Source organism: Stenotrophomonas sp. 10N36, from assembly GCF_056395005.1.
In genome coordinates, this window is record NZ_JBFTIS010000006.1 from 147,059 (window position 1) to 170,441 (window position 23,383).

Consider the following 23,383-nt stretch of genomic DNA (forward strand, 5'->3'; position numbering starts at 1 on the left):
GATTCATCGGCGGCTTCTGTGGCTTGGTCGCAAACGGGTTGCCACGCCCACGCGCGGGTGGCAACTTGCCGCGGCGATCACGTCGACCTGGAGCCCCGCATGACCCCCGTTGCCCTGTATTCGCCCGATGCGGCCCGCGGCTGGCTGCCCTGGGCCTGGCTGACGCCGATCCTGATGATCCTGTTCAACGCGGTACCGGTGTTCGCGCTGGACGGGTGGATGCAGTCGCAGCATTGGTCGACGCCGCGCGGCGATCCGATCGGCCTCACTGGCTTGTATGCGCTGCTGTGGATCGGCTTCGCGCCGACGCTGGCGGCCGTACTCGCCTGGGTACGCTTCGTCGAAGGGCGCTCGCTGGCGAGTATCGGGCTGACCGGTCCGGCGCCACTGAAAACCTTCCTGCGCGGACTGGCCGTTGGATTCGGCACGATCGCGCTGGTCGTACTCGCGATCTGGATGGCTGGCGGCATGCAGGCGGCGGGCTTGGGGCAGGCCTGGCGGTCGCCCGTCAGTCTGCTGCACATCGGCCTGCTGCTATTAAGTTTCATGTTCCAGGCGAGCGTGGAGGAAGTCATCTTTCGCGGCTGGATGCTGTCGGTGGTGGCGCGCAAGACCAATGTCACGGTGGCAGTGTTGCTGGTGTCGCTCGTTTTCTGCTTCCTGCATTTCAGTCCGCACCAGCCGCCCCGGGTCATGCTCGGCACGTTCCTGTTCTCGCTGTTCGCCTGCGCCTGGGCGCTGCGGACCGGCAATATCTGGGGCGTGATGGGCTGGCACGCGGGGTGGAACTGGTTGCTCGCAACCGGCTTTGAACTGCCCGTCACCGGCATGGATTCGCACTTGCCGGCGCTACTGGTGGCGCTGCGCCCGCAAGGACTCGACATCCTGACCGGTGGCGCGGAAGGGCCGGAAGGCAGTTACCTGTGCAGCGTCTTCTTCGTCGCCGCGATCGCGTGGATCCAGTGGCGAAAGACGCGCGGAGCTCAGAACTTCTCGCCGACCAGCAGGTAACGCAAGCTCATCCGGAAGCAGCGGGTGCTCGTTTTGCAATTTGCTACTGGTGCGGATTCCGCTCCAGATATTCAGTCAACTAGAGGCAGCTCAGGTTGGGGATGCGAGTGCCACTACCGGCTGGAACCGAGACCGCCTTCGCGACGACTGCTTCTGGCCGGAAGCGGACGCCTCGCTGGGCGGGTCGTTGCGCTCGTGGTAGTGTCCGCTTCCGACCAAAAACGCACGTACGGACGCATAACTTCATGGAACCCGGCAAGATCGATCCGGCGTGGCCGAATGCCCTTCGTTGGTTTCTCAGTCAGGGACTGACCCGGTTCACGCCTTGGCATTTTTTGTCCGACGCCTCTGATTTTGCATTCGCTTCCCGCGCTTTCCAGCGCGAGGACGTAAGCGGCGGAGAGGTCTTTGTTTTTGCCGCCCGACAAGATCGCGACGACTTCGCGGGTCTATTGATCGTTGATGGCCGCATCACAGATCGGGTTGTGTACTTCCATCCGGTTTTTGCCGACAGCAGCCAGCCATCGCCCAGGACATGGAACATCGTCTGCGACGCCTACGAAGACGTGTTCGAGTTCGTCAAGGCGCGGGTGATTGAGGACATGAAGGATTGCGCGCTCGACGAAGACGCTGCGGATCTTTGAGCGACGATCGCTTCTGGCCGAACGCGAACGCGCCTCTCATATTGCCCAGGGTATGTCCGCCTCGCGCGCCGCGCTCTCGAACTGCGGCCGGCCGAACCAATAGCCTTGCATCAGGCGGATGCCGAGGTCGGACAGGCAGCGGGCCTCATCGCGGGTCTCTATGCCTTCGGCGATTACGCCAATAGACAGTTGCTCACACATGGACACCACGCCGGCCACGATCGCGCGACGCGGCGGGCTATGGTCGATTCCGCGGATCAACGCCATATCCAGCTTGACCATGTCCGGCTGGAAGTCGGCCAGCAGGTTCAGGCCGGCAAAACCGGCGCCGAAATCATCAATGGCCGTCTTGAAGCCGATGCGTTTGTACTCGCTCAGGATCTCCGCCAACCACTTTCCATCGCTGACCTGCTCTCCCTCCACGGTCTCAAAAATGATCCGCTCAACAGGAAAGCCATACCGTTTCGCTGCCTGAAGCGTGGAGCGTATGCACACCTCGGGTCGGTAGATCGCATTGGGCAGGAAATTGATGGAAAGATGGGAGGGCAGATTCAACGAGGCGGCGATCCGGATCGCCTTCTCACGGCAAGCCTGGTCGAACGAATAGCGGTTGTCCGCCGTGATACGTGACAGCACCGAACTTGCGGGCTCGCCGGCCGGGCCGCGTACCAGCGCTTCATGCGCAAACACCTTGCGTGCATGCGTATCGACGATGGGCTGGAATGCGTAGCTGAACTCGAACTGCAGCGGATCCGCATCGCGGCACTGTGCACATCCGGCACGCATATCGGGGGAAGGCATGCGGTTGATTCCATGTTCGGGCTAACGCCATGAGGATAACTGGGCGCCCATCAGCGCCATGTAGAGGCGACCGGGGCGTCCATGCCTGGACGCTCACGATCAGCCGGGAAAGGATCGTCCGCGTCGGGCCGAACGCGGACGTCCCTTCACCGCCTGCAACTACGGGTACCGTCGGCGTCTCCGCTAGCGCTTCGCCGCCACAGGCGTATCCAGGAACGTCACCAGCGCCGGTATTGTCTGCTGCGGCGCCTCTTCCATCAGCCAGTGGCCCGACCCTTTGATGATGATGCCCTGCACGTGGGTGTCCACCAGGCGCGCCTGGTCGATCAGAAACTGCCCCCCGGCCTTCTCGCCTGACAGCACCAGCATCGGCATCTGCAGCGGCGTCCTGGCGAAGCCGGCGAAGTCCTTGGCGTCCTGCTCGAAATTGCGGAAGTACTCGAAGCCGGCGCGCATGCCGCCTGGCCGGGCGTACTCGGCGGCATAGAACTGGCGGTCGGCTTCGGGGATGGAGTGGGTGCGGTCGGCGGCGAAGTCGTTCCAGAAGTGCTCGAAGTAGATCCGCTCGCGGCCGTCGACCAGCTTCAACGGTGTTTCGCCATAGAAGTGGAAATGCCACAGGTCGCGCAGCAGCCACACGTGGGTCCAGTCGCCCACGCCCGGCAGGAAGGCGTCCATGAGCACGATGCTGTCCACCTCATCGGGATACTGCGCGGCGTAGGCATAGGCCACCATCAGGCCGATGTCGTGGCCCACGATCTTGATCTTCCGGTAGCCCAGCGATGCCACCAGCGCGTGGATGTCCTGTGCCATCGTCTTCTTGTCGTACCCGCCGTCCGGCTTGGACGACGTGCCGGCGCCGCGCAGGTCCGGGGCGATCACCACGTGGCGGTCGGCCAGCTGTGGCATCAACGGCCGCCACATGTGGCTGGTCTCGGCGTAGCCATGCAGCAGCACCACCGGCGACTGGCTGCCCTGGCCTGCCTGTAGGTAATGCAGGGTGACCCCGTTGACGTTGGCCGAGTGGCTCTGGATCGCATCAGGGGCGGCCGCATGCGCGCTGAGCTGCATCGACAGCAGCACCAGCAGGGCGCTGGACGTACGTTGGAACGAACGCAGTAGCGTGTTCATGGCGATCTCCTGGGACAAGGGGGCGGACGGGCGCCCCGAGGGGCGGGCGCCACCCTGCAACGTGGAACCGGGGTGCCAGCGGCCATGGCGGGGCGCCGGTGCCCTGCACGCGGTTGCGCGGCCCTCCCTAACACTGTTAGATTCGCCCCCTAACAGCGTTAGTCCAGGTCCCCCGTGCGCCAACCCATCGCCCGCGAGAACATCGTCGAGGCCGCTTTCCGGATCCTCGACGAAGCCGGCCTGGAAGGCATCACGCTGCGCAAGGTGGCCTGCTCGCTGGGCATCCGTGCGCCGTCGCTGTACTGGCACTTCAAGAGCAAGCAGGCGCTGATCGACGCCATGGCCGACGCGATGATCTGCGACGTCGCCCGTGACATCCCCGCCGGCCAGCCCTGGCGGCAGACCCTGCTGCAGATCGCGCGCGAGTTCCGCCTGGCGTTCAAGGCCCGTCGCGACGGCGCGCGGGTGTATGCCGGCACCTTCCTGGCCACCGAGAACGTGCTGCGGGTGGGCGAGGCCAGCCTGGCCGCGCTGGTCGGCGCCGGGTTGCCGGCGCGCTTTGCCGCGACCACCGCGATGGACCTGGTGTACTACACGATGGGCTTCGTGATTGAAGAGCAGTCCTGGCCCGGCGACGGCAGCATGGAAGCCCTCGGTGAGACGTTCATGGCATTGGCCGAACAACGTTTCCCGCATTGCTGGTCCGCCCGCGAGTTCTGGAGCGAGGTCGATTTCGATGCGCGCTTCGAACAGGGGCTGGGGCTGATGCTGGACGGCATCGCACTGCGCCTGGCCGCTGCCCCCTGATTCCGCTGTTTCCCCGCTGTTCCCGCTGCTCCGACACGGAAGCCCCACCGATGCGTGACCGAATTCTCCGCTGCTCCTCCCTGATCCTGGTTGCCGCGCTGCTCAGTGCCTGTGGCGGCAAGGACGACACCCCGTCGGCCGAGGCCACCGCCGAGACCTCGGCGTTGCCGGTGTCGCTGGCCACCGCCCAGCAGCAGACCATGGCGCGCACGGTGCTGGTGTCCGGGCCGGTCAGCGCCTACGAAGAGATGCAGCTGGGCGTGGAAATCAGCGGCCAGCGCGTCACCGCGTTGCCGGTGGACGTGGGCCAGTGGGTCAAGAAGGGCCAGGTGCTGCTGCAGCTGGACCACCGCACCCTGGACAGCGAACTGGCCCAGGCCGACGCGTCGCTGCGCCAGGCGCAGGCCTCGCAGGAGCTCGCGCGGCTGAACTACCAGCGCAGCGAGAAACTGGCGGCGCAGCAGTTGATCAGCGCCAGCAGCCTGGACGAACTGCGCGCTGCCCGCATCAATGCGGAGGCGCAGACCGCCACCGCGCGCGCGTCGCGCGATGCCGCCCAGCTGCGGCGCGACTTCGCCGACCTGCGCGCGCCGGCCGACGGGCTGATCTCCAAGCGCCTGGTGCAGCCCGGCCAGGTCGTCTCGGCCGGTACCGAGCTGCTGCGGCTGATCCGGGATGGCCGCCTGGAGTGGCGCGCCGAACTGCCGGAGAACCAGCTGGCCGAGGTGGTGGTGGGCAACACCGTGGAACTGCCCTATGCCGGCCAGGTGGTACGCGGCCGCATCCGTGCCGTGAGCCCCGGGGTGGATGCACAGACCCGCACCGGCACCCTGTACGCCGACCTGCCCACGCCGGAGCCGCTCAAGCCGGGCATCTACGTGGAAGGGCGCATCGTCACCGGTGACGGCCAGGTGCTCACCATTCCGACCGCGGCGATCGTGCAGCGCGATGGCCACAGCTACGTCTTCAGCGTGAATGACAAGCAGCAGGCCACCCGCCACCGCGTGCGCACCGGCCAGGCCGTCAACGGCCACACCGCGATCCTGGAAGGCCTCAAGGCCGGTGATCGCGTGGTGGTGGACGGCGCCGGCTTCCTGGGCGAGGGCGACCGCGTGCGCGTGGTGGCCAACACCAAGGCCGCCGCCCGATGAATATCTCCGCCTGGGCAATCAAGCGCCCATTGCCCGCGCTGCTGATCTTCTTCGTGCTGTGCGTGGCCGGCCTGTGGGGCTTCTACCAGCTGCCGGTGGCGCGCTTCCCGGACATCGCCTTCCCGATGACCACCGTCACCGTCACCCAGCCCGGTGCGTCGCCCAGCCAGCTGGAAGCGGAAGTCACCCGCAAGGTCGAAGACTCGGTGGCCACGGTCAACAACGTCAAGCGCGTGATCTCCTCGGTCAGCGAAGGCGTCAGCACCACCACCATCGAATTCCAGCTCGAGGCCGACCTGGCCACGGCGCTGGATGACACGCGCGATGCGGTGACGCGCATCCGCACCGACCTGCCGCAGGACATCCAGGAACCGGTGATCTCCAAGGTGGATATCGGCGGCTCGCTGATGACCTACGCCTTGGTGGCCCCGCACATGACCCCCGACGAGGCCAGCTGGTTCGTCGACCGCGACGTGTCACGTGCCATGTACGGCGTACCGGGCGTGGCCCGGGTGACCCGCGTGGGGGGCGTGCAGCGCCAGGTGCGGGTGGACCTGGACCCCAACGCGTTGATCGCCATGGGCATCACCGCCGGCGACGTCTCACAGCAGCTGGCTCGCATCCAGGTGGAGCGTGCCGGCGGCAAGGCCGAGATCGAAGGCGCGCAGCAGACCATCCGTACGCTGGGTACCGTGGGCAACGCGCAGGCCCTGCGCGACTACTCCATCGCGCTGCCGGACGGCCGCGCGGTGCGCCTGTCCACGCTGGCCACGGTTACCGATGCCGCCGCCGATCCCACCGAAGCGGCGCTGCTCGATGGCGGCGAGGTGGTGGCGTTCTCGATGTCGCGCACACGCGGCTCCAGCGAAGTGAAGGTGGAGGCAGGCGTGCATGCCGCGCTCGACACCATCAAGGCCGCCCATCCCGGTATCGACTTCCGCCTGGTCACCACCGCCATCGACGAGACCCACCGGTCCTACGATTCGTCGATGACCATGCTCTACGAAGGCGCGCTGCTGGCGCTGCTGGTGGTGTGGTTGTTCCTGCGCGACTGGCGCGCCACCTGGGTGGCCGCGCTGGCGTTGCCGCTGTCGATCATCCCCACCTTCGCGGTAATGTACTTCTTCGGCTTCACCCTCAACATGATCACGCTGCTGGCGTTGTCGGTGGTGGTCGGCATCCTGGTCGACGATGCGATCGTGGAGATCGAGAACATCGTGCGCCACCTGCGCATGGGCAAGCCTCCGCTGGAAGCGGCGCGCGAGGCTGCCGGCGAGATCGGCAACGCGGTGATCGCCACCTCGCTGACCCTGGCGGCGGTGTTCGTGCCGGTGGCGTTCATGCCCGGCATCGCCGGCAAGTTCTTCCGCGAGTTCGGCTGGACCGCGGCCACCGCCGTGCTGTTCTCGCTGCTGGTGGCGCGCCTGCTCACTCCGATGATGGCCGCCTACCTGCTCAAGCCCCACGGCGAAGAGAAGCCCGACTCCAGGCTGATGGTCTGGTACCTGGGCTGGGTGGACGCCGCCCTGCGCCATCGCGGCCGCACGCTGTGGCTGGCCACCGGCCTGTTCGTGGCCTCGTTGGCGCTGGTGCCGTTCATCCCGGCCACCTTCATTCCGCAGTCCGACCTGGGCCGCAGCAACCTGAGCCTGGAACTGCCGCCGGGCACGCGCCTGCAGGACACCGTGGCCGTGGCCGAACAGGCACGCGCGCTGCTCAAGGACATGCCCGAGCTGAAGCAGGTCTACACCGCCGTAGGCAGCGTGCTTGACCTCGGCGACCCCAGCGCGACTGGTGTGGGCGAGGCACGCAAGGCCACGCTGGTGCTCGACTGGGGCACCACCGACACCCGCGACCGTGACCAGCGCGTGCTGGAACGCGACGCGCGCGCCCGCTTGGCCAACCTGCCCGGCGTACGCGTGAGCTACGTCAGCTCCGAGCCGGGCAACCTGCTGCAGCTGGTGCTGTCCGGCGATGATCCGCAGCGCCTGCAGGACGCATCCACCGCACTGGAACGCGACCTGCGTGGCATCCAGGGGCTGGGCAGCGTCACCTCCACCGCTTCGCTGCTGCGCCCGGAAGTGCAGATCGTGCCGAACGCGGCGCGCGCGGCCGACCTCGGCGTGACCACGGCCGACATCGCCGAAGCGGCGCGCATCGCCACCGCCGGCGACTACGAACAGCGCCTGGCCAAGCTCAACCTGCCTGATCGCCAGGTGCCGATCCGGGTGGGCTTTGCCGAGGCCACGCTGGCCAACCCGGCGTTGATCGGGCAGCTGCGTGTGCCCGGCCGCAACGGCCCGGTGCCGCTGGCGGCGGTGGCCGACATCCAGCAGGGCAGCGGCCCTTCGCAGATCTCGCGGTACCAGCGCCAGCGCAACGTCACCCTCACCGCCGAACTCAACGGCCGCCCGCTGGGCGAGGTGATGACCCAGGTGCAGGCGCTGCCCAGCGTGAAGCAGTTGCCGCCGGGGGTGAGTTTCCTCAACACCGGCGATGCCGAGGTGTTCGTCGAACTGTTCATCGGCTTCATGCTGGCGATGGCGGCCGGGTTGATCTGCATCTACATGGTGCTGTTGCTGCTGTTCAACCATGCGCTGATGCCGGTCACCATTCTGGCGGCGGTGCCGTTGTGTGCCGGTGGTGCATTCGGCGCGCTGCTGATCACCCAGAACATGCTGTCGCTGCCGGCGCTGATCGGCCTGTTGATGCTGATCGGCATCGCCACCAAGAACTCGATCCTGCTGGTCGACTACGCGGTGATCGCCGAAGACGAACACGGCATGAGCCAGCACGATGCGCTGATCGATGCGTGCCGCAAGCGCGCCCAGCCGATCATCATGACCACCCTGGCGATGGGCGCCGGCATGATGCCGATCGCGCTGGGCTTCGCCGGCGATTCGAGCTTCCGCGCGCCGATGGCCATTGCGGTGATCGGCGGCCTGATCACCTCCACGCTGCTCAGCCTGATCGTGATCCCGGCCGCGTTCACGGTGATGGACGACCTGGGCGAATGGCTGTCGCGCAAGTTCCGTCGTCGCTCATCGCATGCGGTGGCCGGGCACACGGAGTAGAGCCACCCCATGGGTGGCTGCGCGGTCCGCTTCGATCATCCCGTCCATGCCGATGCAGCCCAGGCGCGTAAGCGCGGCCACCCGGCGGCGGTGGTATGAGCACAATGCATAGGTGGCATGCGGAAATACCGTGGCGGGCGCAGCGCGCCGGCCACGCCGCGTCGATACACTGCGTGCACGTTCTGACCGGTTGCCCGCCATGCCCCTGCGTCCCCCTGTTGCCCTGCTGATGTGTCTGGCGCTCGCCGCCTGTCCGCCAGCATCGGCGACGCATGCACCGGTGACGGGGGTTGGCCCACTGGCGACCGATGCCGTGGACGCGGTGGATACCGAATTGTTCGCACGCGGCAGCTTCACTGCCGCCGACGGCACGGTGCTGCCGTACCGGATCCTGCCGCCGCGCCACGTGCGCGCGGGCCAGCGGTATCCTCTGGTACTGCAGTTCCACAGCTCCGGTGGCATCGGCACCGACAATGCCGCGCAGCTGGATCGCCTTGCCAGAAGCTGGGCGATGCCTGCCACGCGCGAACGCTACCCCGCGTACGTTCTGGTGCCGCAGTTCGCCGGGCGCAGCGCGAACTACGGTCCTGCCGCCGCGGACCAGGCCGCCACGGCGGCACCGGCACTGCACGCGGCCCTGGCGTTGGTGCGGCATGTTGCGGCAACGCATCGGGTCGACACCTCGCGCATCTACGCCGTGGGATTCTCGATGGGCGGCTCGGCAGCGTGGCTGTCGCCGACACTGGCACCGGGCCAGTTCGCGGCCATCGTGCCCATCGCCGGTATCGCCCCGCCCAACACTGCAGCATCGGCCTATACCCACCTGCCGGTGCTGGCGATGCACGGCGATACGGACGAGGAGAATCCGATCACGGCTGATCGGCGATTCGTGCGCGCGCTCCGTGCGCGCGGTGGTCAGGCCGTGCTCCGCGAGTACCACGGCCTGGCCCATCAACCGCCCGCCGACATCGTGCCGGGTACGTGGTGGCGCGACTGGTTGTTCCAACAGAAACAAACTCCACCGCGCTAACTGCAAGCGCAATGTCATGGGGAAGTCACTGCGGGCACCAATACTCCGCCGGTCCTCCACTACCCCGTCGACCCATGCGCGCTTCCGGCCACGCCCCTCGTGTTTCCCTGCTTGCTGTGTTGCTCACCGCTGCCGTCCAGGCCACGGCCGCCGAACCTGCACCTGCCGCCGACGCACGCACGCTGGACCAGGTACAGGTGATCGGCCAGGCCACCAGCTACGCCAAGACCACGGTGAGCCAGGAAACCCTCAACCGCCAGCAGGTCATCAGCAGCGTCAACAACGCGCTCAATGAACTGCCGGGCGTGGTGGTGAGCGAAGCCGATGCCACCGGCTCGTCGGTATGGGGCACGCAGATCAGCATGCGCGGCTTTGTGACCAACCGCGACACGCAGCAGATCGGCACCACCATCGACGGCCTGCCCAACGGCGGCTCCGGCTACGGCGGCGGCTCGCTGGCCAACCGCTACATCGACACGCTCGATCTGGAAACGGTGGAAGTCAGCCAAGGCACCGCCGATATTTCCTCGCGGTCCAACGAGGCGCTGGGCGGCACCCTGAACTTCCTCACCAGCGACCCGCTGGCCGAGCAGCGGCTGCGCATGGTGGTTGGTGGTGGCGACCACGACGCGCGCAAGTACTACGTGCGCTACGACACCGGCCTGCTCGGTGGGCATACCCGTGCCTGGGTGAGCGCGTCCTCGGCGCGCGTGAATGACTGGATCGACGGCACCGGCCATGTCAGCAACGACAACCTGGCCGCGAAGTTCGTGACCGAGCTGGACCGCTGGACGCTCAGCGGCTACGCCTCCTACAACGACGCCGACGAACCGGAGTACACCAGCGTCACCCCGGCCGCGTTTGCGACCAACCCCGACCGCGACGGCCTCACCGGCACGCTCACCGGCATTCCCTACCTGGACCAGAACTTCCGCTCCGGCTCGCGCGCGCTGCGTGAAAATACCTTCGGCTACCTGCGCGGGGCGTTCGACAGCGGCAACGGCTTCAAGGCCACGCTGACCGGCTACGCGCACAAGATGGAAGGCCGCGGTGACTGGCTGCCGCCGTATCTGGTGCAGGCGCGCAACGATGGCGCCGGCCGGCCCGAGTCGGAGTACCTGGGCGGCAGCACCGTGTATGGCGGCAGCGCGCTGGGCCAGTTCTACTTCGTCAATCCCGATGGCAGCGCCGCGCAGATGCGCGCCGGCTGTGTACCGCGCGCCGGCTTCAGTGCCGAGTACGACCCCAACTGCTACGCTGCCGGCGTGCAGGGCGTGCAGTCCTACCGCCATTCGCACTACGACAACGACCGCGCCGGTGCCACCGCCGACGTGGAATGGAAGCAGACGCTGGGCAGCGTGGACAACATCGTGCGCGGTGGCGTGTGGGTGGAACAGTACGACCGCAGCGTGCGTCGCGACTGGCACCGCCTGCTCAACGTGGGCACCGACATCGGTTTCGATCACCAGCCGTACTGGGTGCAGTTCGAAGACCGCTACAAGACCAGCGAGCAGATGTACTACGTGGAAGACGTGGCGCGCTTCGGTCCGTTCAGTGCGCGCGTGGGCGTCAAGCAGTTCTTCGTCGACCAGAAGCGCAACCGCGTGATCGGCAATGCCGAAAGCGTGCGGTCGGATTCCAAGTCCGACCCGCTGCTGTCGGCCGGTGCCACCTGGACGTTGCCGGTCGACGGCCTGGAGCTGTTTGGCGGCTACTCGCAGAACTTCGCCGCCATTCCGTCCGGCGTGCTCGGTGAAACCGATGCGCAGCGCTTCGCCCGGGTCGAACCGGAAACCGCCGACAACATCGAGCTGGGCCTGCGCGTGAGCCGCTGGCCCTTGACCGGCTCGTTGACCCTGTACAACATCAAATTCGACAACCGCATCGTCTACCTGCCCGCGCGGCTGGCCGACGGTATCGACTATCTGGACGAAACCGATGGCGTCTACGAGAACTTTGGTGGTGTGGAAAGCACCGGTCTGGAAGCGGCGCTCGGCTATGGCTGGGACAACGGCTGGCGAATCAATGGGGCCTACACCTACAACCGCTCCAAGTACCTGGGCAGCGGCAACGCCGCGCGCGATACCGAGCTGGGCATCGTCGACGGTGCCCAGGTGATCGGCCAGCCCAAGCACGTGCTGGTGGTGTCGGCCGACTGGCAGGGCGACAGCTGGAACGCCGGCATTTCCGGGCGCTACCTGGGCGAACGCTACCTGGATGCGTCCAATACCGCCAAGCTGCCGTCGGCCACGGTGTTCAATGCCAACATCGGTTTCGACCTGCAGAGCCTGTCGCCCAGGCTGAAGGGCGTGGGCGCCAGCCTGGTGGTGAGCAACCTCACCGACCGCAAGTACCTTGCCGGCGTGGACGGCAGCAATTCGGCCTTCATCGGCGCGCCGCGTACCGTCGGGTTCTCGGTGCGGGTCGACCTGTGAGTCCAGCGCGGCCGCCACTGACCGACCCGGTACGCCGCCGCCTGCTGCAGGGCGGCCTGGGGGCCGGTGTGGCCGCGCTGCTGCCCAGCATCGCGCGGGCGGCGGCGATCGCCCCGCATGCACGCAGCGGCAGCCTGGAGGACGTGCAGCACATCGTGGTGTTCATGCAGGAGAACCGGTCGTTCGACCACTACTTCGGCACGTTGCCCGGTGTGCGCGGGTTCGGCGATCGCTTCGTTGCGTCGGCCCCACCGCTGGCGCCCGGGCAGCCGCCGCGCACGCTGTGGTTGCAGCCCAATGCCGCCGGCACGCGCGGCATCACGCCGTTCGCGCTGGATACCGCCGCGCAGTTCGGCCTGATGCGCGTGGAAGGCACCCCGCACACCTGGCCCGACGCACAGCGCGCCTGGGACCACGGGCGCATGGCGCACTGGCCGGCTGCCAAGCAGGACCACGCGATGGGCTACTTCCGCCGCGACGACATGCCGTTCCAGTTCGCGCTGGCCGAGGCATTCACCGTGTGCGATGCCTACCACTGCGCGATGCAGGCCGGCACCAATCCCAACCGCCTGTTCCTGTGGACCGGCCACAACGACCCGCACGCCCGTGCGGGCGGCCCGGCCGTGGCCAACTCGCACGACAACTTCCCCGAGCTGGGCGGCCACCCGGCGTCGTACACCTGGACCACCTACGTCGAACGCCTGCAGCAGGCCGGCGTGCGCTGGCAGATCTACCAGGACATGGCCGACAACTTCACCGACAACCCGCTGGCCGGCTTCGCGCCGTTCCGCCAGGCCTGGCGCGGCGCGCCGGGGCATGATGCGGCGCTGCGCGCGCGCGGGGTGAGCACGCGCGGGCTGGCCCAGCTGCGCGAGGACGTATTGAAGGGGCAGCTGCCGCAGGTCAGCTTCATCATTGCCGATGCCGCCGGCAGCGAGCACCCCGGCCCCTCCAGCCCGGCCCAGGGCGCGGCCTACACCGCGCGCGTGCTCGACGCGCTCACCGCCGACCCGGCGGTGTGGAGCCGGACCGCGCTGCTGCTGATGTTCGACGAGAACGACGGCTTCTTCGACCACATGCCGCCCCCGGCACCGCCGTCGCGCGATGCGGCGGTGGCCGGTGGCTGGGCCGGTGCATCGTCGGTCTCCACCGAGGGCGAATACCACCAGCATCCGTCGCCCGGCAACGAGAAAGCCGATCCGCTGGACCTGCGCGGCCGCCCGTACGGGCTGGGCCCGCGGGTGCCGCTGTATGCGATCTCGCCGTGGAGCCGTGGCGGCTGGGTCGACTCGCAGGTGTACGACCACACCTCGGTGATCCGCCTGATCGAACGCCGCTTCGGCGTGGCCGCGCCGGAACTGTCGCCGTGGCGTCGCGCGGTGTGTGGCGACCTCACCGGTGCTTTCGATTTCTCGCAGCGCGACACGCGGCCCTTCGTGGCCTCGCTGCCGGCCACGGCGGCGGTGGCCGCACGCGCGGCGGCCCTGCCGGGGCGTACCGTGCCGGTGCTGCCCGAGGGCCTGCAGCCGGCACGGCAGGAACCCGGGGTGCGCCCGGCGCGCGCGCTGCCGTATCGCCCGCAGGTGGATATCGCGATGGACGACGACCACGTCCGCCTCGATCTGGCCTGCGATGGCGCCGCAGCGGTACTGCACGTCTACGACCGCATGCAGTTGGGCGCGATCCCGCGCCGTTACACGCTGGCCCCGGGCATGCCACAGCACGCGCGCTGGGTGATGGATGCGCAGCGCGGCTACGACCTGTGGCTGCTCGGCCCGAACGGGTTCCACCGCCACTACCGCGGCCAGCCCGGCACGGCCGCGCCGCTGCAGGCACGCATCGACCGCGACGGCGACCGCCTGCAGCTGTGGCTGCACAACCCCGGTACGGCGGCGCTGGCGGTCAGCGTGCGCCCGGGGGCCTATGTCGATGCCGCCCCGGACAGGCAGCTGCAGCTGGCGCCCGGTGCGCGTACCGCACTGCACTGGGATGCCGCCGCCAGTGGCGGCTGGTACGACCTTAATGTCGAGCAGCCCGGGGCCTCCCAGCGCCTGGCCGGGCGCGTGGAAGACGGCCGCCCGGGCAGCACCGACCCGGCCATGGGCACCGAGCCGATGCGCCTGCTGCTGGACTGAGGGCTACGCCGACTTGCTGTCAGGCGGGACCGCGCTCCGACCGGGCGCGCCCGCCAGCAAGGCGCGTCAGCGGCGCTGCATGGCGCCCGGTGCCTCGTCTGCTGCCGTCCAGGCGCGCAGGCCCATCACCGCCAGCCCGACGAACACCAGGTACAGCCCGGCGGTGACGTCCAGCGACTTGACCAGGTACATGCCCACATAGACCACGTCGACGATGATCCAAAGCCACCACGTGGCGATGTGGCGACGTGCCTGCCACCACTGCGCCACCAGGCTCAGCGCGGCGAGCATGGCATCCAGCCAGGGCAGCGCGGCATCGGTCCAGGTGTGCATGGCAGCGCCCAGCGCGATGCCGAACACCACGCCCAGACCAAGATCGCGCAGCAGCTGTCGGCGCGGCAGCGGCGCGATCACGATCGCACCGTCCTGCTGCGCGTGCCGGCGCCAGCTCAGCCAGCCGTACAGCAGGAAGCCGCCGAACACGACCTGCAGCAGCGTGTCCGAATACAGCTTGGCCTCGATGAACACCACCGCATACAGCGCCACCGCCACCAGCCCCACCGGCCAGGCCAGCATGCGCCGGCGCGCCATCAACCACACCCCGAGGATGCTGGTGGCTACCGCCGACCATTCCAGGATCGCCGCGTTCATAGCCCGAACGTCACCGACAACCGGGCCTGGCGCGGCGCACCGGCAAACAGGTAGTAGTCGCCGGCGGTGCTGCCGGTATCGCGCCAGTAGAAGCGGTCGAACACGTTGTCCACCGACAGGTTCCAGGTCACCGGATGGTCGGCCAGCGCGTGCTTGAAGCGCAGGCCCAGGTCGACCACGTGGTAGGCCGGTGCGCGCACGCTGCCATCCACCGTGGCGGCGTTGGCCGAGGCGTAGCGCCAGCCGCCGGTGAGCGACAGCCCGCTGGCGAACGGCAGCGCGTAGTCGGCATGCACGCTGGCGCGCAGCTTGGGCACGTTGACCAGCTGGTGGCCTTCATACAGCGCGGTGCCACTGCTGCGCGCGCGTGCCTGCAGCGCGCTGACGCTGGCGTTGAGCACCAGGCCGTCGGCAACACGGCCATTGGCGGTCAGTTCCAGCCCGGTGTGGGTCTGCTGGCCTTCGGCCACGAAGGTGTAGCCGGCGTCGCTGCTGTCCGGCTTGGCGTACTGGAACGGCTGCGAGGTGCGGAACAGCGCCGCGCCCAGGGTCAGCGCGTCGGCGGCGGCGAACTTGACGCCCACTTCGGTCTGCCGCGACAGCACCGGCGCCAGGAACGCACCGTCGTTGGAGGTCCAGAACGGGGCTTCCTGGCCCAGCGAAATGCCGCGCACGTAGCTGGCGTAGACATTCACCTGTTCGGTCGCCTTCCAGACCAGCGCGGTCTGCGGCAGGAAGCGCGACAGCGTGCTGTGACGCTCGGGGTTGCCGCGCTTGTCGAACGCGCGCTCATCCAGGCGCACGAACCGGCCACCGGCCAGCCACTGCCAGGCATCGCCGAACTGCATGCGGTCCATCGCGAACACGGCCGTCTGCGCGCTGTCCAGGCGGCGCACCGAGGGGCCGGGCTGCAGCGGCGACGGCGCGAACACCGGCACCTGCGCGTCGTGGATGTTGGCCGTGYCGACGTACTCGTTGACGTTGCGGCGCTTGTCGATGGTGCGCTCGAAGCGGTCCGCGCCGACAGTGAGTTCGTGGCCGATGCGGCCGGTGTCGAAGCTGCCGCGCAGTTCGGCGCGTGCCTCCAGGTTGCGGCGGGTGTCGTCGGGGCTGCGGTAGTCGTAGATGTCGTAGTCGCCGTTGGGCGCGAAGTAGTTGCCCGGCACGCTGCCATCGGCACACTGCGCGGCGTAGTAGCAGCCGTAGGCGAAGGCCACGTTGTCATCGATCACCGAGCGGCTGTAGCCGGCCGACACGCGCGACTGCCACTGCGCGTTGAACTGGTAGGTGTGCAGTGCGGTGATGTTGGTGCTGTCGATGCCCACCGGCCGCTGCCACGGCTGGTAACCCAGCATGTGCTCGCGGTCCACCCCGCGCGGCAGGTCGCGCGCGCCCAGCAGCTGGTAGCCGGAGGCCGAGCGCTGCGAGCTGGTCTGGTAGTTGGCATCGACCTCGAGCTTGCTGCGGTCGGTGATCAGCCAGTCGGTGGCCAGCGAGTAGAAATTGCGGCGGCCCTCGGCGTGCTCGATATACGACTCGCTGCCGTCCCACGCCGCGTTCAAGCGCACGCCCAGGCGCGGGGTCAGCCAGTGGCCGACATCCACCGCGGCATAGCGCGAGCCTTCCGAATCGGTGCCCAGGGTGACGTTGCGGACCTCGGTCGGGCGCTTGCCGACGTAGTTGATGATGCCGCCGGGTGCCATCACGCCAGCGGCAAGGCCGGCTTCGCCCTTCAGGATCTCCACCTGCTGCACGTTCTCCAGCGCCAGCCGCTGTTCGCCGGTGGTGCTCAGGCCGTTGAAGCGGTAACCGGTGCCGGTGTCCAGCGGGAAGCCGCGGATGGCGATGTTCTGGTAGTAGCCCACCGGGGCGTAGCTGTCGCCGAGCGAGGCGTCGCTGCGGGCGAGTTCGGACAGGCTGCGCACCTGGCGGCTGTCGAGCAGGTCGCGATCGAGCACGGTCAACGAAGCCGGCGTGTCCTTCCAGTCGCCACTGCCGAAACTGGTGGTCTGCACGGTGTCGGCCACCGGCTGGCGGGCCTGCACGCGCACGGCGGCAAGCTCGGTCGGGGAACGGTCGGGCGCGTCCGGGGCGGCGTCGCTGGCATACAGCGGCAGGGCGGCGCACAGGGCGGCGGTCAGCAGGGCAGGGCGATAGCAGCGGTTCATTCGATTCGTCATCAGCCAGAAGAGACGAAGCGACGGCGCGCACGCACCGACCCATCCGGTCGTTGCGCCCACTGCACAAAGCTCCCTACGCCGGTATCAACCGGATCAGGTTCCAAGGGACTCTCTCAGCCTGGTTTTGTCCAGGCACCCCCGCTTCGGCGACCATTTCACCACAAACCGCCCCGCGATGCCCGCCACGGCTCAGGCGGCGGCGTGCAGCGCCTGGAGCAGGGCCTGGCCGTGGCGGCCCTTGAACCACAGGGCATGGCCCAGCAGGAAGGTGTGATAGGCCACGTCCGCATTGCCCGGCGAGGCGGTGATGCCGTTGAAGTACTCCACTTCGGACAGTGCAAAGTCCAGGTGCACGATGGGCAGCAGGTCGGCCAGCAGCTGCACCCGCGCATCCGACACCGGCAGCACCTGCCGGTAGCCCTCGACCAGGGCCAGTGCAATGGCGATGCGCGCCGCATCGGTCTGCTGCTCCAGCGCCAGCCAGGCAATGGCATTGCGTTCGATCGCGGTGGCCAGGTCGAACAGCGCGCTGGTGGGCGAGGCCAGGCCGAAGTCGAACACGGTGTGCACCTGCGGGGCCTTGCTGTCGGCACGCCAGAGCAGGTTGGACACGTGCCAGTCGTTGTGGGCCCACAGCCGTGGCTCGGCGTGCAGGCGCCCGGCCAGGCCGGCGTGCCAGGGCAGCACCGCGCGCTGCAGGTCGTCCTGCCAGCGTTGCCGGGCCAGGTAGGCGGCCAGGCCCGGGCGCTGGTCCAGGTCGGCCTGCAGCATCGCCAGCGGGTCGGCGGCGCGGATCAGGTCGTCGCGTGCCACCAGCAGGTGGGTGCTGCGCTGGGGCGCGTGGTAACCGGCCGAGGCCTGGTGCAGGGTGGCCAGCATGCGCCCGGCCTCGCGTGCGGCGGCCGGGTCGGCCAGCGGTGTCCAGGACGGCGCATCGCGATACAGATCCTGGCCTTCGCCCACGCTGTGCAGCTCGTAGGTCCAACCGTCATGTTCGGGGGCGGTCCCACCGTCGGCATCGCGCAGTACCTGCACCACGGGCACGCCGGCGGTCGCCAGGTGGGCGATGAAGCGGTGTTCTTCGCCCAGCGAAGCGGCGTCGCGCACGCTGTGGTGGTGGCGTTTGACGAACACCCGCCCGCGGCTGCTTTCCAGGAGGGCGGCCGCCGACAGGGGGCGCGGGCTGTGCCAGGCCACGCCGACATCCGTGCCCAGCTGCGGGTAGCGCCCACGCAGCCAGGCCACGTCGCGCGCATCGATGGCAGGCCAGTCGGCGGCCACGGCATCGTTGTCCAGGCCTTGCACGAGGTGGGCGGTGTGGGTCATCGGCGAGCAGGCACAACGTGCGTCGGGGTGGGGGGCAGACAGGGTAGCCGAACGCACAACGGGCGGGTCATCGACCCGCCCGTTGAAGGCGCTGCACACGGCGGTGGGGTGGTATTTACCAGCCGCGGCCGTGCTGGCGGTCCCAGTTGCGGCGATCGCGCTGTTCGCGTTCCCAGCGGCCACGGTCGTTGCGACGGTCATAGCCACGGTCGTAGCCGTAGCGGCGGTCATGGCGACGATCGTCATAGCGGCGGTTGTCGTAGCCACGGTCGTACCGGTGGTTGCGCTTGTCACGGGTGGTCAGGTTGCCGATGGCGCCGCCGGCCACCGCGCCGCCGACGGTGGCAGCGGTATCGCCATTGGAGAGCAGGTGGCCGGCCACGCCGCCCACCACCGCGCCTACCACGGTGCGCTTGTCCTTGCGGGACATCGCGCTGGCGTCACCGACGGCGGCCAGGCCGACCGTCAGGGCCAGGGCCACGGCCAGGCCACGAAGGCTGAGTGCGGAAATGTTGAGCATGTTCGGTTCTCCAGTCGGGTACAGGCCACGCTGGGGTTCCAACATTGTCGGAACATTGCCGCGCGGCCCGGGTGGGTCTGCGTATTCATCTAGCGGCAATGCGGATGAAGCGAGGCTGAAAGTGACCGCGTCCGCTCAGGGTCCAGCAAGGAATGGCGCGGGGATCAGAGCTCGCCGTCGCGCAGGTAATCAAACAGTTCGGCATCGCCCTTGAGGCCCAGCTTGAGCATCGCATCGCCCTTCTGGCGGCTGATCGTGCTGACGCTCTTGTGCAGCTGCAGGGCGATCTCCTTCACGGTCTGGCCGCTGCCGAGCAGGCGCAGCACCTCGATCTCACGCGGCGACAGCGGCTTGGTGCCGACGTCATCGACGGTATTGGTGCCGATTGCGTCAATGCGTTCCTTCAGCGTGCGGCTCACATACGGCAGGCCGCGCTGCACGGTCTGGATCGCCAGCGGCAGCTCTTCCATCGAGGAGGTCTTGTCGACCAGTCCAAGCACGCCGGTGGCGGCCACCATGCGCAGGATGGCCAGGTTGTTGGACACGCTCAACATCAGCACCGGCAGGTCGGGAAAGCGGCGCCGGATGATGCCGATCATGGTGAACCCGTCGGCCTGCTGGCTGCCGGGCATCGAGTAGTCTGTCACCAGCACATCGCAGGGCTGGGTGGTCAGCGCGGCCATCAATTCGTCGGCGCTGCTGGCCTCGGCCACCACCACGCCCACGCCGCTGGATTCGATCACCGCCTTGGTGCCGATCCGGACCACCGGGTGGTCGTCGGCGATGATGATGCGAAGTGTCATGGGCTGGTATGGTTGCCGGGGCGGATGCCGCACGGACCGGGCCGTGGGCGAGAGATCATTCTACGGAGATGGGACTGCATGCGTACTCCGGTTGTCCGCTGGCTGCTGCTGATCGTCCTGGCCTGCGTGCCGATGCTGGCCGCAGGGGCCGATGCACCCGCCACCGGCCCGACGCTTTCGCCTCGCCAGAGTGAATGGCTTGGTCGGCACCCTACCATCATCCTTGGCCTCTACGACAGCGGCTGGCCGCCCTTTGAATCGATTCGGGACGGTCGGTTGGAGGGGTTGGGCTACGACTACATGACGCTGGTCGCACAACGGCTGGGCGTGCAGGTGGAGGTACGCCGGTACAACGACTGGAGCGAAGTGCTGGACGCCGCCTGCCGTGGCGAAGTGGATGTGGTGATGAACATCACCCTCACCGCAGACCGCACGCTGTGCATGGTCTACACCCGCGGCTATGTCGACGCGCCCCTGGCGGTGGTCGGCCGACTGGACGATACCCGGACCTCGACCGATCCGGACCTGCAGGGTCTGCGTGTGGTGACCGAGCGCGACTTTGTGACCAGCACCCAGGTGCGCGCCCGGTTTCCGTCGGCGCGCCAGGTCGATTCGGATGACACCTTGAGCGCGCTGCGCATGGTCGCCCATGGCGAGGCCGACGTGTACATCGGCAACGCCTATGTCGCCAGCGCATTGATCCGCGCCCACGGCCTGGATCCGGCCACCCTGTTGCGGCCCAGCGACCTGCCGCCCGAGCGCCTGCATTTCGGCGTGCCCCACGCCAAGCAGCCGTTGGCCGAAGCCATGGACAGCGTGCTGGCCCAGCTGTCACAAGCCGACCGCGATGCGCTTGCGCGGCGCTGGCTGTCGCCCCTGAGCTGGTCCAGCCAGTCGCGGTTGATCCTGGGCAACGCGGAGAAGCGCGTGTTGTCGCGCTCGCTGCGCATGGGGTTCGCGCCCAACGCCGTGCCGTTGGCCTTCATCGATCGCGGCGGCCAGCCCAGTGGCGTGGCCGGCGACTATCTGCGCCAGTTGCGTCTGGTCGGCGCCCACCTGGTGAACGTTCCCGCCTACGACTGGTTCGAGGTGCGCGAGCAGGCGCGCAAGGGCGAGGTCGACGTGATCATGGGCGTTCCCAATGATTCGGCCTATCTGGGCCGCGATTGGGTGTTCAGCCAACCCTTCATCACCGTGCCCAACGTGATCGTGGTGGGCAGCGACAGCCCGGCGGTACTGGGCCTGGATGACCTGGATGGGCGCAGCATCCTGCTGTCCGATCCGGACCGCCTGCGCGGCTATGTGCTGCAGCGTGCACCGAACGCGCGGATCGTGCCGGCGCGCAGTGCCGAGCAGGCGCTGGCACGGCTGGCCGATGGCGACGCCGACGCGTATGTCGGCAACCTGGCCATGGTCGACCGGCTCGTGCGCGAGCGCTATCCGGCGCAGTTGCATGTCACTGCCCCGGCCGGGTTCAACGACGCGCTGTCGCTGGCGGTGCGGCGTGAATATGCGCCACTGGCCACCACCTTCGATCGCGTGCTGGTGGGCATGACGCCGCGCGAACACGAAGCGATCCGCAGTGACTGGCTTGCCGCCGAGTACCGCAATGAACTGGATTGGCGGTCGATCGCGCGCTGGGCCGTGCCGCTGGCCCTGGTGCTGCTCACCGCCATCCTGGTGCACGGCTGGGGGCATTGGCGGCTACGTCGTGAAGTGGCCATGCGGCGCAGCCTGGAGCAGCGCCTGGCCGAGGTCACCGACAACCTGCCCGCGACGGTCTACCAGGCCCGACGTGACAGCAGGGGCCGGTTCTCCTTCCCGTACATCGCCGGTGACATGGAAGCCCTGTTCGGGCTGACCGTGGCCGACGCGATGAGCGACGAATCCCGCGTGATGGCGCAGATCGATCCGCAGGATCGGCAGCGCGTGCGGCATGCCCTGGAGCAGGCGTCGCGCGATTTCGCGCCACTGGACATGGAGTTCCGCACCAGCCCCCACGGTGACGTGCGCTGGGTGCGGTCGCGCGCCTTGCCGTATGCCATCGACGACGGCGCCATGCTGTGGAGTGGCTATTGGGTCGACGTCACCGAGGCCCGCGCGCAGGCCGATGCGCTGGCCGTGGCCAAGGCGGCGGCCGAGCGCGCTGCCGCCGCCAAGGCCGACTTCCTGGCCACGATGAGCCACGAGATCCGCACGCCCATGAGCGGCGTGCTGGGCATGGTGGAAGTGCTCTCGCACACGCCCCTGGATGGTGAGCAGCGGCGCATCATCGCGGTGATCGAGGACTCCGCGCAGATGCTGCGGCACATCCTCGATGACATCCTGGACTACTCGCGCATCGAAGCCGGCGGGCTGCGCCTTGAGCTGCAGCCCGTGGGCCTGCGCGGCCTGCTCGACAACGTGCGCCAGCTGCTGTCGCCACAGGCATCGGTCAAGGGCCTTGCACTGCAGTTGCAGGTGGACCCGGCGGTGGCCCCCATGCACCTGGGTGACGGCATGCGGTTGCGCCAGATCGTGTTCAACCTGCTCAGCAACGCCATCAAGTTCACCGAACAGGGGCGCGTGTCCATGGCCCTTGCCGTGGTGCGCGAGGAAGACGGCGCGCAATGGCTGCGCCTGGCCGTGACCGACAGCGGAATCGGCATCTCTGACGAACAGCGCGAGCGCCTGTTCAAACCCTTCGCCCAGGCCGACGCGGCCATCTCCCGCCAGTACGGCGGCACCGGGCTGGGCCTGAGCATCTGCCAGCGGCTGGTGGCGTTGATGGGCGGCCAGCTGGACCTGTCCAGCGTGCCTGGCGAAGGCACCGAGGTGGTGGTGCAGCTGCCGCTACCGGTGGTGCCGGCCGCCGAACCGAGCGACGCAGTGACCGGCAACGACCCTGCGGCGGATACCCTGCCGGAGACGCTGCGCCGGCGACGCATTCTGGTGGTCGAAGACCACCCCACCAACCAGGCGTTGATGCGATGGCGGCTGCAGCAGCTGGGCCTGACCCACGAGGTGGCCGTGCACGGGCAGGCCGCGCTGGACCTGCTGGAGGATGCCGCCTTCGACCTGGTGATCACCGACTGCCGGATGCCGGTGCTGGATGGCTATGCCATGACCCGGCGGCTGCGCGAACGCGAGCGCGAACGTGGCACCCCGCGCATGCCAGTGGTGGCGCTGACCGCCAGTGCACTGGCCGAGGACCTGCAGCGCTGCCGCGAGGCCGGCATGGACGACCTGCTGGCCAAGCCGGTGGCGCTGGCCACGCTGCGCCAGATGCTGCTGCGCTGGCTGCCGGCCGACGGTGACGCACCGGTCGACGCGACGACGGCGTCGGCACTTCCCGCCCCGGTGCCGGCGGCCCCCAGCCGCGAGGCGATCACCCAGCGTTTCGGCTCGGCGCACGTGGCCGACGTGATGATCCAGAGCATGCTCAGCACCACCGAGGACGACCTGCAGCGCGGCCAGCTGGCCCGCGCTCAAGGGGACAGCGCGACGGTGGGCGACGTGCTGCACCGGATCGTCGGCGGGCTGGGCACGCTGGGCGCCACCACCCTGGCCGAACAGGCCCGCGCGCTGATGCAGCATGTCCAGGAGGATGGCGCGGACGCATGCACCGCACAGCTGGATGCCTTCGAGCAGGACCTGCGGACGTATCTGGCGCTGCTGCAATCGGCGTGATTGGCCGCCGCGTCG

At 68.4% G+C, this 23,383-nt stretch carries 16 protein-coding genes and 1 riboswitch; of the genes, 9 read left to right on the forward strand and 7 right to left on the reverse strand.

The features are described from left to right. The first annotated feature begins 99 nt into the window (after positions 1–99). Together AC1DCJ_RS08520 and AC1DCJ_RS08525 are read left to right on the forward strand one after the other, a co-directional pair. The gene (locus AC1DCJ_RS08520) at positions 100–1,011 is read left to right on the forward strand and encodes a CPBP family intramembrane glutamic endopeptidase (protein WP_478070687.1); all 912 of its coding nucleotides are present in this window, start codon (positions 100–102) and stop codon (positions 1,009–1,011) included. 245 nt (positions 1,012–1,256) lie between these two features. Further along, positions 1,257–1,655 (forward strand): hypothetical protein, encoded by a 399-nt coding sequence (locus AC1DCJ_RS08525; protein WP_478070688.1) that lies wholly within the window; start codon positions 1,257–1,259, stop codon positions 1,653–1,655. A 36-nt stretch (positions 1,656–1,691) separates the two neighbouring features. On the opposite strand, the gene AC1DCJ_RS08530 is transcribed toward AC1DCJ_RS08525, so the two are convergent. Beyond that, positions 1,692–2,456, reverse strand: a complete 765-nt coding sequence (locus AC1DCJ_RS08530; RefSeq protein ID WP_414715959.1) for an EAL domain-containing protein — start codon at positions 2,454–2,456, stop codon at positions 1,692–1,694. A gap of 183 nt (positions 2,457–2,639) precedes the next feature. After that, complete coding sequence (locus AC1DCJ_RS08535; RefSeq protein ID WP_478070689.1) at positions 2,640–3,587, reverse strand: alpha/beta fold hydrolase; 948 nt, start codon at positions 3,585–3,587, stop codon at positions 2,640–2,642. Positions 3,588–3,761: 174 nt separating this feature from the next. Here AC1DCJ_RS08535 and AC1DCJ_RS08540 point away from each other — a divergent pair, with 174 nt between their 5' ends. The 6 genes from AC1DCJ_RS08540 to AC1DCJ_RS08565 all read left to right on the forward strand — a co-directional run bounded on the left by AC1DCJ_RS08540 (position 3,762) and on the right by AC1DCJ_RS08565 (position 14,219). Then, on the forward strand, positions 3,762–4,394 hold the full coding sequence (locus AC1DCJ_RS08540) for a TetR/AcrR family transcriptional regulator C-terminal domain-containing protein (protein ID WP_448135000.1): 633 nt from the start codon (positions 3,762–3,764) through the stop codon (positions 4,392–4,394). Positions 4,395–4,444: 50 nt separating this feature from the next. Continuing rightward, on the forward strand, positions 4,445–5,545 hold the full coding sequence (locus AC1DCJ_RS08545; RefSeq protein ID WP_137191352.1) for an efflux RND transporter periplasmic adaptor subunit: 1,101 nt from the start codon (positions 4,445–4,447) through the stop codon (positions 5,543–5,545). Then, complete coding sequence (locus AC1DCJ_RS08550; protein ID WP_478070690.1) at positions 5,542–8,619, forward strand: efflux RND transporter permease subunit; 3,078 nt, start codon at positions 5,542–5,544, stop codon at positions 8,617–8,619. Before AC1DCJ_RS08545 ends, AC1DCJ_RS08550 begins: the two co-directional genes overlap by 4 nt. 199 nt (positions 8,620–8,818) lie before the next feature. Continuing rightward, positions 8,819–9,649, forward strand: coding sequence for a carboxylesterase family protein (locus AC1DCJ_RS08555; RefSeq protein ID WP_478070691.1), 831 nt, complete (start codon positions 8,819–8,821; stop codon positions 9,647–9,649). 74 nt (positions 9,650–9,723) lie between these two features. Continuing rightward, positions 9,724–12,084 (forward strand): TonB-dependent receptor, encoded by a 2,361-nt coding sequence (locus AC1DCJ_RS08560; protein ID WP_478070692.1) that lies wholly within the window; start codon positions 9,724–9,726, stop codon positions 12,082–12,084. A gap of 17 nt (positions 12,085–12,101) precedes the next feature. Next, a complete protein-coding gene (locus AC1DCJ_RS08565; protein ID WP_448136826.1) occupies positions 12,102–14,219 on the forward strand; it encodes a phosphocholine-specific phospholipase C in 2,118 nt (705 codons plus the stop codon). A gap of 66 nt (positions 14,220–14,285) precedes the next feature. On the opposite strand, the gene pnuC is transcribed toward AC1DCJ_RS08565, so the two are convergent. The 5 genes from pnuC to AC1DCJ_RS08590 form a co-directional block, all read right to left on the reverse strand. Further along, positions 14,286–14,870, reverse strand: coding sequence for a nicotinamide riboside transporter PnuC (gene pnuC, locus AC1DCJ_RS08570; RefSeq protein WP_181406194.1), 585 nt, complete (start codon positions 14,868–14,870; stop codon positions 14,286–14,288). Further along, positions 14,867–17,038 (reverse strand): TonB-dependent siderophore receptor, encoded by a 2,172-nt coding sequence (locus tag AC1DCJ_RS08575; RefSeq protein WP_478070693.1) that lies wholly within the window; start codon positions 17,036–17,038, stop codon positions 14,867–14,869. The genes pnuC and AC1DCJ_RS08575 overlap by 4 nt, the downstream gene beginning before the upstream one ends. A 65-nt stretch (positions 17,039–17,103) precedes the next feature. After that, positions 17,104–17,200, reverse strand: a riboswitch (TPP riboswitch). 39 nt (positions 17,201–17,239) lie between these two features. Then, positions 17,240–18,376 carry a phosphotransferase enzyme family protein gene (locus AC1DCJ_RS08580; protein WP_478070694.1) on the reverse strand — a complete coding sequence of 379 codons (1,137 nt, stop codon included), beginning with the start codon at positions 18,374–18,376 and terminating at the stop codon, positions 17,240–17,242. A 115-nt stretch (positions 18,377–18,491) separates the two neighbouring features. Next, positions 18,492–18,896 carry a glycine zipper 2TM domain-containing protein gene (locus AC1DCJ_RS08585; RefSeq protein ID WP_478070695.1) on the reverse strand — a complete coding sequence of 135 codons (405 nt, stop codon included), beginning with the start codon at positions 18,894–18,896 and terminating at the stop codon, positions 18,492–18,494. Between the two features lie 164 nt (positions 18,897–19,060). Continuing rightward, positions 19,061–19,699, reverse strand: coding sequence for a response regulator (locus AC1DCJ_RS08590; RefSeq protein WP_137191347.1), 639 nt, complete (start codon positions 19,697–19,699; stop codon positions 19,061–19,063). Positions 19,700–19,777: 78 nt separating this feature from the next. Between AC1DCJ_RS08590 and AC1DCJ_RS08595 the strand changes: the two genes are divergently transcribed. Continuing rightward, on the forward strand, positions 19,778–23,368 hold the full coding sequence (locus tag AC1DCJ_RS08595) for an ATP-binding protein (RefSeq protein WP_478070696.1): 3,591 nt from the start codon (positions 19,778–19,780) through the stop codon (positions 23,366–23,368). The last annotated feature ends 15 nt before the right edge of the window (positions 23,369–23,383 follow it).